This window comes from Candidatus Micropelagos thuwalensis, from assembly GCF_000469155.1.
GTDB lineage: Bacteria > Pseudomonadota > Alphaproteobacteria > RS24 > RS24 > Micropelagius > Micropelagius thuwalensis.
In genome coordinates, this window is sequence record NZ_AWXE01000004.1 from 679,235 (window position 1) to 693,595 (window position 14,361).

The 14,361-nt window shown below is 46.9% G+C and carries 12 protein-coding genes and 1 pseudogene; 8 read left to right on the forward strand and 5 right to left on the reverse strand.

All coding sequences use genetic code 11. The annotated features are described in order from the left end of the window. Position 1: 1 nt before the first annotated feature. The 4 genes from dut to ubiE form a co-directional block, all read right to left on the reverse strand. Positions 2 to 481, reverse strand: a complete 480-nt coding sequence (gene dut / locus RS24_RS07935; RefSeq protein WP_021777690.1) for a dUTP diphosphatase — start codon at positions 479 to 481, stop codon at positions 2 to 4. Further along, positions 481 to 1,719, reverse strand: a complete 1,239-nt coding sequence (gene coaBC / locus RS24_RS07940) for a bifunctional phosphopantothenoylcysteine decarboxylase/phosphopantothenate--cysteine ligase CoaBC (RefSeq protein WP_021777691.1) — start codon at positions 1,717 to 1,719, stop codon at positions 481 to 483. The genes dut and coaBC overlap by 1 nt, the downstream gene beginning before the upstream one ends. 89 nt (positions 1,720 to 1,808) lie before the next feature. Next, the gene (gene ubiB, locus RS24_RS07945) at positions 1,809 to 3,353 is read right to left on the reverse strand and encodes a 2-polyprenylphenol 6-hydroxylase (RefSeq protein ID WP_021777692.1); all 1,545 of its coding nucleotides are present in this window, start codon (positions 3,351 to 3,353) and stop codon (positions 1,809 to 1,811) included. 1 nt (position 3,354) lies between these two features. Beyond that, entirely contained in the window at positions 3,355 to 4,125 is a 771-nt protein-coding gene (gene ubiE, locus RS24_RS07950; protein ID WP_021777693.1) for a bifunctional demethylmenaquinone methyltransferase/2-methoxy-6-polyprenyl-1,4-benzoquinol methylase UbiE, read from the reverse strand. A gap of 115 nt (positions 4,126 to 4,240) precedes the next feature. Here ubiE and mutM point away from each other — a divergent pair, with 115 nt between their 5' ends. From mutM to gyrB, 8 genes and pseudogenes are all read left to right on the forward strand, one after another. Further along, positions 4,241 to 5,149 (forward strand): bifunctional DNA-formamidopyrimidine glycosylase/DNA-(apurinic or apyrimidinic site) lyase, encoded by a 909-nt coding sequence (mutM, locus tag RS24_RS07955; protein WP_021777694.1) that lies wholly within the window; start codon positions 4,241 to 4,243, stop codon positions 5,147 to 5,149. Between the two features lie 115 nt (positions 5,150 to 5,264). Beyond that, positions 5,265 to 5,630: a hypothetical protein gene (locus tag RS24_RS09805; protein ID WP_131443761.1), complete on the forward strand. Its 366-nt coding sequence runs from the start codon at positions 5,265 to 5,267 to the stop codon at positions 5,628 to 5,630. Between the two features lie 153 nt (positions 5,631 to 5,783). Then, positions 5,784 to 6,047: a 30S ribosomal protein S20 gene (gene rpsT, locus RS24_RS07965; protein ID WP_021777696.1), complete on the forward strand. Its 264-nt coding sequence runs from the start codon at positions 5,784 to 5,786 to the stop codon at positions 6,045 to 6,047. 594 nt (positions 6,048 to 6,641) lie between these two features. Then, positions 6,642 to 7,124 (forward strand): rhodanese-like domain-containing protein, encoded by a 483-nt coding sequence (locus RS24_RS07970; RefSeq protein WP_021777697.1) that lies wholly within the window; start codon positions 6,642 to 6,644, stop codon positions 7,122 to 7,124. 45 nt (positions 7,125 to 7,169) lie between these two features. Beyond that, positions 7,170 to 8,639, forward strand: coding sequence for a chromosomal replication initiator protein DnaA (gene dnaA / locus RS24_RS07975; RefSeq protein WP_081696256.1), 1,470 nt, complete (start codon positions 7,170 to 7,172; stop codon positions 8,637 to 8,639). Positions 8,640 to 8,878: 239 nt separating this feature from the next. Further along, positions 8,879 to 9,997, forward strand: a complete 1,119-nt coding sequence (dnaN, locus tag RS24_RS07980) for a DNA polymerase III subunit beta (protein WP_021777699.1) — start codon at positions 8,879 to 8,881, stop codon at positions 9,995 to 9,997. A 5-nt stretch (positions 9,998 to 10,002) separates the two neighbouring features. Continuing rightward, positions 10,003 to 11,199 (forward strand): DNA replication/repair protein RecF, encoded by a 1,197-nt coding sequence (recF, locus tag RS24_RS07985; protein ID WP_021777700.1) that lies wholly within the window; start codon positions 10,003 to 10,005, stop codon positions 11,197 to 11,199. Between the two features lie 18 nt (positions 11,200 to 11,217). Next, a pseudogene (gene gyrB, locus RS24_RS07990) lies at positions 11,218 to 13,655 on the forward strand (DNA topoisomerase (ATP-hydrolyzing) subunit B). On the opposite strand, the gene RS24_RS07995 reads toward gyrB, so the two are convergent. Beyond that, on the reverse strand, positions 13,652 to 14,269 hold the full coding sequence (locus tag RS24_RS07995) for an SCO family protein (protein WP_021777703.1): 618 nt from the start codon (positions 14,267 to 14,269) through the stop codon (positions 13,652 to 13,654). The pseudogene gyrB and the gene RS24_RS07995 overlap by 4 nt on opposite strands. Positions 14,270 to 14,361 lie beyond the last annotated feature (92 nt).

Sequence of the window (14,361 nt, forward strand, 5' to 3'; positions counted from 1 at the left end):
TTTAACCCTGAGAGCCATTGGATGTGCCGCCAGTGGAGCCAAATCCGCCTTCGCCGCGCTCCGTATCGGGTAGCGCGTCTGTTTCCTGCAGAATGCCTTGTGTGATTCGCGCAATAACCATCTGAGCAATTCTGTCACCTCGATTAATCTCAAAGGCTTCTGGCCCGTGATTAATAAGGATGACTTTCACTTCGCCGCGATAATCACTGTCAACCGTGCCGGGGCTGTTGAGCACGGTCACACCAAATTTGGCTGCGAGTCCCGAACGTGGGCGAATCTGAGCTTCAAAACCTTGGGGTAGAGCCATGGACAGACCTGTCGGTACCATTGCAGTTTTGCCTGGAGCCAGCGTCATGGGGTTATCTTCCGGTAACGCGGCGCGCAAATCCATGCCTGCGGCTTGTTCTGTTTCATAAGATGGCAGAGGTAAGCCCTCGCTATGGGGCATGCGTTTAATCTCAATACTCACATGTCGGGCCATTAGCGCGCCTCCTGTTTTTCTAGTTTATGCGTTTCTAAGAAGTAATCCGCAATTTTATCCGCAAGCCTGAGGGCCACATCTTGTTTGCTCAGCATCTCCCAACTTTCTTCGGATGTTTGGGTCAAAAAATGAATGGTATTAAAGTCACCGCCCATCACTCCAGTATCGGGGGACACATTATTCGCCATGAGCCAGTCACAACCTTTACGGGTAAATTTTGCCCGCGCATGATCCATGACTTGTTCGGTTTCAGCGGCAAAGCCGACAATCAAATCAGGGCGAAGTGTATGAGCGACAAGTCCGGCAAGAATATCCGGGTTTTCTGTCAGCTCTAATGACGGCGGGGTGTTGTCGGTGTTTTTTTTGATTTTTTCTTGAGCGGACTCTTTCGTGCGCCAGTCTGCAACTGCCGCAGTCATGATGGCAATCTGACTTGGTAAAGCTTCCTCGCAGGCTGCGGCCATTTCAAGCGCAGTCTCTACGCGAATAACCCGCACACCTTCCGGATCCGGCAAATTAACAGGGCCGGAAACGAGCAAGGTTTCTGCACCCAGGACAGCGATTGCCTCTGCAATGGCATAGCCCTGTTTACCGGAAGATCGATTGGCAATATAACGAATAGGATCAATCGGCTCATGTGTTGGCCCCGCTGTAATAAGTGCCTTCAGTCCTTTTAGAGGGCCTTTTGGCATCAGTGCTTGAGCAACGGCTTCCATAATTTCCACGGGTTCAGCCATGCGTCCGGGGCCGGTTTCACCACAGGCCATATCACCCTCATTGGGGTTAATAATGGTAATGCCGTCATTTTTAAGTGTTTCAAGATTGCGTTGAGTGGCGTCATGAAGCCACATGCGCACATTCATAGCCGGGGCAATCATCACCGGCTTGTCGGTTGCCAGTAAAGTGGTGCTGGCGAGGTCATTAGCAAATCCTTGGGCCATTTTTGCAATCAAATCTGCCGTTGCCGGTGCGACAAGTACGAGATCTGCGTTCCGAGACAGTTGAATGTGACCCATTTCCGTTTCATCGGTGAGGTCAAAAAGATTTTGATAGACTTTATTGCCACTGACCGATGCTAGGGTGAGGGCGGTTACAAATTCACTACCTGATTTACTGAGCAGACATTGTACATCTGCGCCTTCTTTGACCAATTGTCGAACGAGTTCGGGGGTTTTGTAGGCAGCAATGCCGCCTCCGACAATCAGCAAAATACGTTTATTTAACAATCGTGCAGACATTCGGAAATCCTTTATCTGTCTGCAATTGGTATAAAACAAATTCTACCGAAATTAAATGTAATTTTAAGCTCTTGATACCATTCCAGAATTTATTGGAAAATACGATAAGTCAAATAACCGCCGAGAGCGAGACTTGATATGAGCAACCATGGCTTCAGAATATTTTTTTTCTCGTCTTCATAATGAATTTTAAACCCTTTATCGGAGAGAATTTTTTCAAGCTGTTCCTGATTGCGTTCAACGCGTTCCAACGTGTCAGGTAGCCGCCCGATAGATTTGGCAGCGCGTTGCACGCCGTCTACTGCGTCTTTTAAAATTGCCTCAGGCCCCAATTCGCCTTTAATCCAGCCCGAGACAACGGGATCAGCCGCATCCCATATGTTAAGTTTGGGATCAAAACTTCGAGCAACGCCTTCCACGACAACCATGGTTTTTTGCAGGAGGAGTAATTGTGGTTGGGTCTGCATGTCGAATTGTTCGGTGACCTCAAACAGTTGGGTTAAAACCCGCCCCATGGAAATGCTGTCGGCATCCTGCCCGCGAATGGGTTCCCCAATGGCACGCAGAGCCTGAGCGAAGGCCTCCATACTTTTGCTATCCGGTACATAACCCGCATCAAAATGGGTTTGTGCCACGCGCCGATAGTCTCGAGTGATAAAGCCATAAAGAATTTCTGCCAGAAAACGACGACTGTTCGGGTCAAGTCGTCCCATGATGCCGAGGTCTATAGCTACGAATGTTCCGTCGGGGCAAATCAGTAAATTTCCTTGATGCATATCGCCATGGAAAAACCCATCGCGGAGCGCGTGGGTCAAAAAGGCCTGTATCAGCCTGATGGAAAGATCTTGCATATTATGCCCAGCGGCTTCTAGGGCTTCAAGATCTGAGGCTTTTGTGCCATCTGACCAGTGCATGGTCACAACCCGTTTGGCTGTGGCTTCCCATATCACCTCCGGAACATCAAATTTAGCATCCTTCAGTGTATTTTCACGCATTTCAGAAAGTGCCGCAGCCTCCATACGCAAATCAATTTCAAGCTTCACACTATCCCAGAGTGTGCGGACACCCTCAACCGGGCGTAAGCGTCTCGCTGATGGGATAAGAGCCTCCACCAGATGGGCAACAAACATAAAGGTCGATAATTCAGTGGTTAGTTTTTGTTCAATGCCCGGGCGCAATATTTTGACCGCCACATGTGTTCCGTCTTTGAGTTTGGCTTTATGCACTTGTGCAATTGAAGCGGCTGCAACGGGGGGGGCAAAATCGTCAAACAACTCACTGACAGGTTGTTCCAGTTCGTCAATTAGGAGTTTCTCTACAACCTTCATCGGAAAGGCGGGCAGGCTGTCTTGAAGGAATTGTAAATCCTTTGCCAGCTTGAGGCCGACAATATCGGGACGGGTTGCGAGTGACTGACCGAGCTTTATGTAAGTAGGGCCGAGTGATTGCAGTTTTTTAGATAATTCAACGCCGCGTGAGTCCTGGTCAAATTTTCTAGCACCAAAAGTGAAAACCTTGCGGAGCCCCTTCAGCCATAATGGTGCCTTTTCTTTGAAATCAGGAGGTAACAAGCTGTCTTGTGCGAACACCAGCCGAATGAAACCGATAAGTTTGAAGAAACTGACAAGCCGCATTTTAAACCCGCCATGCACTATGCAGGGCTACAATACCTCCGGAGAGCTTTTCATGCCGAACATGTGAGAAGCCAGCCGCTTCAATTTCACGAGAGAAATTATCCGGCTTGGGAAACCGTCTGATGCTTTCAACAAGATAATTATAAGCTTCTTCATCTCCGGCGATGAGCTTGCCGACTTTGGGGATGACGTTAAACGACCAGCGGTCATATAGTCTTCCGAGTATCGGATCGGCCACATGGCTAAACTCCAGACACAAAAACCGTCCGCCGGGTTTTAATACACGATAGGCTTCCGCTAGTGCCTTGTCGCGATGTGTGACGTTTCTAATGCCGAAAGCAATTGTGTAAGCGTCAAAGAACCCATCAGGTAAGGCAAGTGCTTCGGCATTACCGACAGTAAAATTAATTTTTTCTGGGTGAGATATATTTTTCTTTTTCTCAAGCCGTGCTTGCCCAGCTTGTAACATGGCTTCATTGATATCTAAAATGATAGCGGCAAACCCGTTTCCAGCTTGAGCGGCGGCTTTAAAAGCAATATCGCCCGTGCCACCCGCAACATCCAGTAGATGAAAGTCGCGGTTTCCGTTGGGCAAAGCGAGGCTGTTAACCATATGTTGTTTCCAGACGCGGTGCAGGCCACCCGACATGAGATCATTCATCACATCATATTTATCAGCAACACTTTCAAAAACACGATGCACGCGTTTTTGTTTTTCATCTATTGGCACGTCTTCGCGACCGAAGGATGCTGTTGTGGTTTTCTCTGTCATGTCACTTCATTTGGTTATTTTTCAGGACGATAGCCCAATCCTTGTGAATAGGCTAGAAATAGCGGCACTGAAAAATTGATATAAGTGATATGTATATCAGATTGAAAGATGTTCCATGCCAGAATTACCTGAAGTTGAGACAGTTTGCCGGGGATTGCGCGCACATATAATTGGTCGGCGTATTGTGCGTGCTGAGCTTCGGCGCCCCGATTTGCGCTTCCCTTTCCCTCATGGGTTGCAAGAAGGGTTGGAGGGCAGCACGGTTAAAAATATTACCCGGCGTGCTAAATATATTCTCATTGAACTCGGCAATCACCAAGCTGGTGATAAAGATGACCAAATCTGGCTAACCCATCTGGGCATGACCGGACGTTTTACGGTTTATCCGACCCAATCAGATAAACTTGTCCAGGGTGAAACCGGCGAAACGGCTCGTTTTTATCATACGACACATAATCAAATTGGCGTGCATGACCATGTGCATCTCTGGTTTGATGACCGGACGGAGCTTGTTTATACAGATCCGCGCCGGTTCGGCTACATGGATTTGATGGCATCGACTGATATGGATGAGTCAAAACATCTGCGCGCATTGGGGCCGGAGCCTATCGGTGATCGTTTTGATGCAGATTTGTTGCTGGAGAAGCTGAAAAATCGGCGGACACCCATTAAATCTGCCTTGTTGGATCAACGTGTCGTTGCCGGGCTGGGTAATATTTATGTGTGTGAGGCTTTATACCGTTCAGGCATTTCACCGCGAAGACTCGCTTGCCATATTGGCCCCGTTCGTACCGCGCGGCTTATTAGGGCCATCAAAAATGTTCTTGATGAAGCCATAACCGCAGGTGGTTCAACGTTAAGAGATTTTGCAGGTGCACAAGGGTCAGCGGGATATTTTCAGCATAATTTTGATGTTTACGACCGCGAGGGTGAGGCTTGTTTGACGTCTTATTGTGAGGGTAAAGTTAAAAGGATTGTGCAGTCCGGACGTTCCAGTTTTTATTGTTCGAAATGTCAAAGGTGACTTGGTAAGAATGGTGTGATCCGTCAATAGATAAACATGCGTCCCGAAAATAAAATATTGTCATCTCACGAGAAATCATGACACAAACAAGATGATGTATATAATTTTTAAAAATATGTCACAAAAATTGATCGTGTGGTCTATCGTATTTGTTCTTTCAGTCGGGAGTTCACTTGCGGCTACATTCCTGTCTGTTGCGCCGGATATACCTCTTGCGCCTGGCTTGTCTGAAGCCGAGACGGGGGCGTTAATTTTTGACAAACCGGAAGGCCGAATTGTTTCCATTGAAGCTTTGGCGGCAATTCCTTCGGCAGATATTTTCGCTTTTTATCGTTTAAGCCTGCCTAATCTGGGCTGGCAGATTAAGCCCGAATTGGCGGTCAGGAACAGCGAGACCTTCCACCGTGAAGACGAGGCGTTAACAATTAAATATGAAGGCGGTGTGGTGTTTTTCCGTCTGCAACCAATCTCCGGAAATTAATTCAATTTTTGTCGCTTTAAAGGTTGACGCTTGCGTCAGTGCGGCCTATAAAACCGCCCATCCTGATGAAAAATTTGTCAGACGTATTTTTACGCGAAATTGCCTAAATCATATTGATTTACAAAATCGTATTAACGAGAGAGACCACTCATTATGGCGAATACTAAATCTGCCCAAAAAATGGTTCGTAAAATTGCCAAACGTACCGAGGTAAACAAAGCCCGCCGTTCGCGCATGCGTAGTTTTATCCGTAGCGTTGAAGAAGCCATTTCCGCAGGCAATAAAAGCGCAGCCCAGGAAGCCCTGAAAAACGCTGAGCCGGCCATTATGAGAAATGGTCAAAAAGGCATCTTGCACAAACGGGCAGCGTCACGCAAAGTATCCCGTCTATCTAAGCGCGTTGCAAAACTCGGCTAACCCTGCGGATTTTTGGCACTTAATATTGCCGCTAGTCTCAAAATCTCATATTCATTCACTTTTACTCACAGGCATTTTTAAATTTGTCAGGATTAGTTCCTCATTGTGACATCGGGTTTTCAAAAACATTAAAAAAAAATAAAAAAAAGTAGAAGTTCTTGTTTCCTTCTAGTTGCCAGCCATGCTCCGTCTGGATATGGTTATTCTTGGGAGAACAGGAAACAATCGTCATAAGGGTCTTAAAATCACATCTCAATAGTTCATAAATCTTAAATATTTTCATAAATGATGAAGAAATACCGGATTAAACTGAGGTTTTTATTTGGGGGCATCTTAGGAGCATTTTAAAGATTTGAATGAGAATCAGTTCGTTGGGAAATTCTATTTGAGAATAATTTTTTGAGTATCTTTAGTTTCAAAAATTGAGTGCGTGCCTTTTACAGACTTTGTTGCCTAACTCCAAAAGCGCTATGACATGATAAGTATATGATGAACTATCTTAAGTTACCTTAAGCTTTCATCCGCCGAAACTTCTCTTGTCACACACAAAACAAATTGCTGATTATCAGCGAATGACTTAAAGCGGAGACGGAAATGCAGGGTGATGTCGAAAGGAAAGAAACAGTATCTTTCGAATTTTCGATTCTTGAAAACTCCGCCAACGGATATGACGGAGATGTCACGCCTCACACCGCTTATGAAATTCTCAGTCGTGACGCCGCCGCAAATTTGGTGGACGTTCGAACCTCAGCAGAATGGACTTTTGTCGGCATCCCTGATGTGTCCTCAATTCATCAGGAAGCAAAGTTCATCAGCTGGCAAATGTTTCCTGAGATGAATCTTAATGCTGATTTCATAAATATGCTGGAAGCTGCCATTCCGGACAAAACATCGCCCGTGCTGTTTTTGTGTCGCTCCGGCGCACGATCGGCTTCTGCTGCCAGAGTTGCAAAAGCTCATGGTTATGAAGCCAGTTTTAATATTGCCGGCGGTTTTGAGGGTGATGCTAACCGTGAACATCATAGAGGCGGTGTCAATGGGTGGAAGTCAGACAACCTCCCATGGGTTCAACAATGATAACGATACAGGAAATATTTCTTGCATAAGCAGGATGGAGCAACGATGTCAGAAGAAAACACGGAGCAAAATCGTCAAGGTAAAACGACAGACGACCTCGTCATTGCCAAACGGCAGTGGGAGCGTGTCAGGTCGAGGTTGAGAGCCGAATTGGGGGAAGCTACTTTTAATAGTTGGTTCCGTCATCTTGAAATTTTGAAAGCCACAGCCACCTCAATTACGATTCAGGTGCCCACCAAGTTTATCGGCAGCTGGATTGAAACGAATTACCTGAAGCGCATTCTTGGCCATTGGAAAAAAGAGAATGATGCCATCAGTAAAATCAATGTAAGCATTCAACCTGCGATGCACCAACCTGCTACGCAACCTGAGACGATAAGCCGTGTGGTAACGGATAGCCGTTCCTCGCAGCCGGTCCAAAATACACAAGTCAACCATTTACCGTCGGAAGAGCGTGGCCAGGATGATGTCGGTGCGCCGCTGGAGCCAAGATATACTTTTGATAATTTTGTGGTCGGCAAATCCAATGAGATGGCTCATGCAGCAGCCCGTCGGATTACCGATGGAAATCCGTCATACTATAAACTGCATAACCCGCTTTTCCTTTATGGCGGCGTTGGTCTTGGTAAGACCCATTTGATGCACGCGATTGCCTGGGAAATTCGTCGTAATGACCCGAGCCGACGAGTGATTTACACATCTGCAGAAAAGTTTATGTACCAGTTCATCCGGGCGCTCAGATATAAAGACATGATGTCTTTTAAGCAGCAATTCCGTGAGGTTGATGTTTTGATGGTTGATGACATTCAGTTCATTGCTGGTAAGGAATCCACTCAAGAAGAGTTTTTCCATACTTTCAATGCATTAATTGACGGCAATCATCAGGTGATTATCTCGGCTGACAGATCGCCTTCAGACCTTGAGGGTATTGAGGAGCGCATTCGATCCCGACTGGGCTGGGGACTTGTCGCGGATATTCACCCGACAGATTATGAGTTAAGGCTGGGTATTTTGCAGTCCAAAGCTGAGACACTGATGCGTAATCATAAGGATGCTGTTGTTCCTGAGCAGGTGATGGAATTTCTTGCCCAGCGTGTTGCGACGAATATACGTGAACTGGAAGGCGCACTTAACAGAGTTGTTGCTTTCGCCTCCTTTAGTGGTCGTCCGATAACGCTTGAAATGGCAAAAGAAATTTTGCGTGATTTGTTGCGCGCGTCAGAACGTCGGATTTCCATTGATCAGATACAGCGCAAGGTGGCGGATTATTATAATGTCCGCATGGGGGATATGTTGTCGGCAAGGCGTTCACGCGCTGTCGCTCGTCCGCGTCAAATTGCTATGTATCTCTCTAAACAATTAACGACACGGTCTCTGCCTGAAATTGGTCGCAAATTTGGCGGGCGGGATCACACAACGGTCATTCATGCTGTTCGTAAAGTTGAGAGCTTACGTGAGTCCGACCCTTCAATTGAAGAAGATGTAGATCTGCTGTTACGCAGCCTTGAGGCATAAATCGCTCCCTCCCTTTGAGTTGAAAGCCAAAATCTTTACATCTTGTGTTTAAGTATCACTTATGACGGCTTATGAAGCTGTATTTTCTGCCCAATTAATCGGCAAAACAGGTCATAAATCCGTACCTAAATAGTGTCATGAAGGCCATTTAGGTGTTATATTCTAAACGTGATTCGTCTTTCGGCTTGCAGACGCTTAGGAGCCTTTAGAAATGCCTATCTTTAGGAGATAATGAAGAAATGAAAGTAACAATTGAACAGGGCGCCCTCCTAAAAGCACTTGAACATGTCCAGAGTGTTGTGGAACGCAGAAATACCATCCCAATCCTGTCTAATGTTGTTCTGGAAGCTCAAAACGGGGCTTTGTTGCTAACCGCGACTGATCTTGAAATAGAAATAAAAGAGAGCATTGAGGCTGAAGTTGCCGAAACCGGTGCCACCACTGCTCCGGCGCATATGCTTTATGATATTGTCAATAAATTGCCAGCTGGCAGTCAGGTCAATCTCTCCAAAGATGAGGCTGCGACACAATTAAGTTTGAACTCTGGCAGCTCTTCCTTCGTTCTTCAAAGCCTACCCCGTGAGGATTTCCCTTCCCTGACATTAGGTGACATGCCGCATGCCTTCGCTCTGCCGGCGGGAGATTTGCTTAGGCTCATTGATAAAACCCGTTTTGCGATTTCAAATGAAGATACACGTCATTATCTCAACGGCATTTATCTTCACATTGTTGATGAGGGCGGGACATCCATGTTACGCGCCGTTGCCACTGATGGTCATAGGCTGGCGCAAGCACAATGCCCGCAACCTGTTGGGGCCAATGAAATGCCGGCGATTATTGTGCCGCGCAAAACGGTCAACGAGCTGCAAAAACTATTAAAAAATTCAAGTGGTGAAGTCTCGGTACAGGTTTCTGAAACCAAAATTAATTTCTCGCATGAGAATATGTCGCTAACGTCGAAACTCATTGACGGTAAGTTCCCGGATTATAACCGCGTTATTCCGTCTAATAATGACAAACGCCTTTCGGTTGATGCCAAAGCATTTGTGCAATGTGTGGATAGGGTATCTGCCGTTTCAAATGAACGATCACGCGCTGTTAAGCTCAGTCTGGCAAATGACTCACTGACCTTCACGGTTTCAAATCCTGAGAGTGGCAGTGCGACGGATGAATTAGGGGTTGGTTATAATGCCGACGCTCTCGATATCGGTTTTAATGCGCGTTATCTGCTAGATATTACTGGCCAGTTGGATGGAGATATGGCGGTTTTTGAATTAGCAGACTCCGGCTCGCCAACTCTTATTCGCGATGAGCAGGACTCCGACGCGCTTTATGTCCTCATGCCAATGCGGGTTTGAGGCACATGCTTCAAACTAATCATGACTTGCCAGATGGCACGATAAAAAGTGCTAAACGAAATGTGGCAAATAATGAAAAAGCTAAAACCTTTGCCCCTTCTATTGCTGAACTGAAGCTGACTGACTTTAGATCGCATGCTAAAGCCCATATTGTTACGAGCAAGGGTATTGTTGTTCTTTCCGGAGATAATGGGGTCGGCAAGACCAATATTCTTGAAGCAATTTCTATGCTCGGCCCAGGGCGAGGCTTGCGAACTGCAAAGCTATCTGAACTGGCGCGACGCGATGGTGCCAATGCGTGGTCAGTATCGGCACTGGTGCGTACACAGGAAGAAGATATTCAAATTGGTGTTGGAATTGACCCTAATGCCGATACGCGCCGACTGCGAATTGACGGGCAAAATGTTAAAGGGTTTGACCGTCTTACAGTGATGTTGCCGCAATTATGGCTTACACCGGCGATGGATAGGTTGTTTGTTGATGGCGCATCCGGGCGCCGCAAGTTTCTTGACCGTTATGCATTGGGTCTGTCGCCGCAACATGCGAAAATGTCTCAAGATTATGAACGTGCCATGCGGGAGCGTAATCGTCTCTTACAGGAGGATCCGTCTGCTGATAGCTGGCTTGACAGTTTGGAAAGTAATATGGCGGTGTCGGGCGTTGCGATTGCCGATGCCCGCCTAACTGCGTTGGATGCGTTGGCTGCAGGGTTACAGCATAGCCATGATGCCTTCCCCGAAGCTGAAATTGCACTTGAGGGCTGGATGGAAGCCGCCTTACGGCAGGACTCTGCGCTGGATGTTGAAGATGCTTTTCGTCTTCATTTGAAAAAATCGCGTGGGTTGGATGCTTCTGTTGGGCGAACGCTCGAAGGGCCGCATCGCAGTGATTTGGTTGTGCGTCATAAGGGTAAAGATATGCCTGCATCTGATTGCTCGACAGGTGAACAAAAAGCTCTTCTTGTCGGGCTGGTTTTGGCGCAAGCGCGCGTGATGTCTGGTGAGACTGGGCGGGTGCCGCTTTTATTGCTTGATGAAGTTGCCGCCCATCTGGACGGGACGCGCCGCGCCGCGCTTATTGAGGTGATTGAAAATCTGGGGGCGCAGGCCTGGATTACCGGAACCGATCCGGCGGTGTTTCAGCAGATTGCGTTTACTGGGACACATTTAACTTTTGACGGGCAGCTCATCAAGAACGCCTGATAGCATGTGGAGAGAATAATGAGTGACAAAAAGAAAAAGTCAAAAGGGGATAATCAGGAGGAAGATTACGGCGCGTCCTCCATCAAGGTTCTGAAAGGCCTGGAAGCTGTCAGAAAACGCCCGGGCATGTATATCGGTGATACGGATGATGGCACAGGTCTGCATCACATGGTCTATGAGGTTGTCGATAATGCGATTGACGAGGCACTGGCAGGGCATTGTGATAGGGTCACCGTTATGCTGAATCCAGATGGTTCGGTTACTGTGTCGGATAATGGGCGCGGTATTCCCACTGAAATCCACGAAGAAGAAAACATGTCAGCCGCTAAGGTGATTATGACACAGCTTCACGCTGGGGGTAAATTTGACCAGAATAGTTATAAAGTCTCTGGTGGTCTGCATGGGGTGGGTGTTTCCGTGGTCAATGCGCTTTCGGACTGGCTTGAGCTGACTATTTATCGCGATGGCAAAACCCATTCGATGCGCTTCGAGCATGGTGAGGCTAAAGAGGATTTGAAAGAGATCGGCAAGGCTGATACGACCGGCACTCAGATTACCTTCCATCCATCAGATGAAACCTTCACCATGACGGATTTCAGCTTTGACACACTGGAGCATCGCTTGCGCGAATTGGCTTTTCTCAATAGTGGCGTTACGATTGAGCTTAGCGACCAGCGCGGGGCAGAAGAAAAAAGACCACACTGTTTTATGAAGGCGGACTGGAAGCTTTTGCCCGTTATCTTGACCGGGCTAAGCAACCCTTGATTGAGAGCCCTGTATTGATTGCCTCTGATAAAGATGGCATCGGGGTTGAAATCGCATTGTGGTGGAATGACAGCTATCATGAGACTGTACTTTGCTTTACTAATAATATTCCTCAGCGAGATGGTGGCACGCATTTGGCTGGTTTTAGAGGGGCGTTAACGCGAACTGTGAACAGTTATGCCAATGCCAGCGGCATAGCTAAAAAAGAAAAAGTGACGCTTACAGGCGATGATTGCCGTGAAGGTCTAACGGCTGTTTTATCGGTTAAAGTGCCTGATCCCAAATTTTCCAGCCAGACCAAGGATAAGTTGGTGTCCTCTGAGGTGCGCCCGGTTGTTGAGAGCGTCGTCAATGATGTGTTGAATAACTGGTTTGAGGAACATCCCAATGAGGCAAAGCATATTGTCGCCAAGGTTGCTGAGGCTGCTGCGGCCAGAGAAGCCGCCCGCAAGGCGCGTGAATTAACCCGCCGCAAGGGGGCGTTGGATATTTCAAGTCTGCCGGGCAAACTTGCGGATTGTCAGGAGAGAGACCCTGCGCTTTCCGAATTGTTTATTGTTGAGGGTGACTCTGCGGGCGGGTCTGCGAAGCAAGGTAGAAACAGACGCAATCAGGCAGTTTTGCCACTTAAGGGTAAAATCTTGAATGTTGAACGCGCACGTTTTGATAAGATGCTGTCATCTAATGAAATAGGTACGCTGATTACCGCATTGGGAACCGGTATTGGGCGTGAAGATTTTAATATTGAGAAACTCAGATATCACAAAATCATCATTATGACGGATGCGGATGTTGATGGGGCGCATATTCGAACCTTACTTCTGACTTTCTTCTATCGGCAAATGCCGGAAATTATTGAGCGCGGGCATCTCTATATTGCTCAGCCGCCACTTTATAAGGTGAAAAAGCAATCCTCCGAGACCTACCTTAAGGACGAAGCCGGGCTTGAAGATTACCTTATTAATTCAGGGCTCGAGGATGCTGTTTTGGTTCTGCATAATGGTGAGCAGATTTCCGGTAATGATTTGCGTGAACTGGTTAATCAAGCACTTAAAATTCGAACGATACTCGCGGGTTTACCGCCAAGATATCCGCATTTTGTCATTGAACAAACTGCAATTGCGGGCGCGTTGACGCCGGATATTATGTCCAAAACAGACCTAGCGGAGCAAAGCGCGGCTTATATTGCCAAAAGACTGGATATGCTTTTTGAGGATATTGAACGGGGTTGGCATGGGGAGCCGTCTGGAGATGGTGGGCTGCATTTGTGGCGTGTTTTGCGTGGCGTTCGCGAGGAAATTCATATTGATGGCCCGCTTATCGCATCAGCGGATGCGCGCAGGCTAGATAAAATGACCAAGGAATTACAAGCGTCTTACCTTGGCCCGGCGCAATTAAATCATAAGGATAAATCCATACGCATCTTGTCGCCGACAGACCTCCTAAAGGCTGTACTTGAAATCGGGCAACAGGGTTTCAGCCTGCAACGATATAAAGGGTTGGGGGAGATGAATCCTGACCAACTTTGGCAAACAACGCTGGATAATAATGCGAGATCTTTATTGCAAGTTAAAATCAGTGATGTTGCCGAGACCAATAATCTATTTGAACAGCTAATGGGTGATGTGGTCGAAACACGTAGGCAATTTATTCAGGATAATGCCTTGTCAGTGACAAATCTCGATATCTAGTTGTGAGCTACTTGAATGATTGTCGTGATTTTTTCGGCAATATCTTCGGCGCTGTCGCGATGTGTAAAATGTTGCCTGTAATTATTATCTGGCCCCATCAGAAAGACGATTGAACTGTGATCAACGGTATAACCGCCGGTGGTTTCCGGATCTGAAACTTTTTGGAAATAAACCTTATAGGCTTTTGCCGCCTGTTGAATTTGATCCAATGACCCCGTCAGACCAATAATATTTTTGTGAAAAGTATCTGTGTAAATCGCCATTTCCTCGGGTCTGTCGCGTTCGGGATCCAGCGTAATAAAGAGCGTCGTCAGCCAATCGGGTGAGATTTTTGCAATTTCGAGCGCACGGCTTACTACTTCAAGTTGCATCGGACATACATCTGGGCAAAAAGTGAAGCCGAAGTAAACTAGCCTGAATTTCCCTGTGTAGCTGTCTTGTGTTACCAGCTGTCCGGTTTCATCAACCAGATTAAATCCGCCATCAAGTGAAAAGTTTGGTGCGGCCTGATTTAACGGGGGTGTGGGACGGGTTAGAGCAGCAACAAGATAACCCAGAACCAGCGCTAAGAGTGCAATGGCCGTAAGCAGGAATATTCTAAGTTTAGCTGACAAATTTATATTTCCATTCAAATCATTTGTTTTGTATGCGTGGCAACAATCCTTATTCTATGCTACAGAATGTTTAACAGTGTCAATGAGAAGTG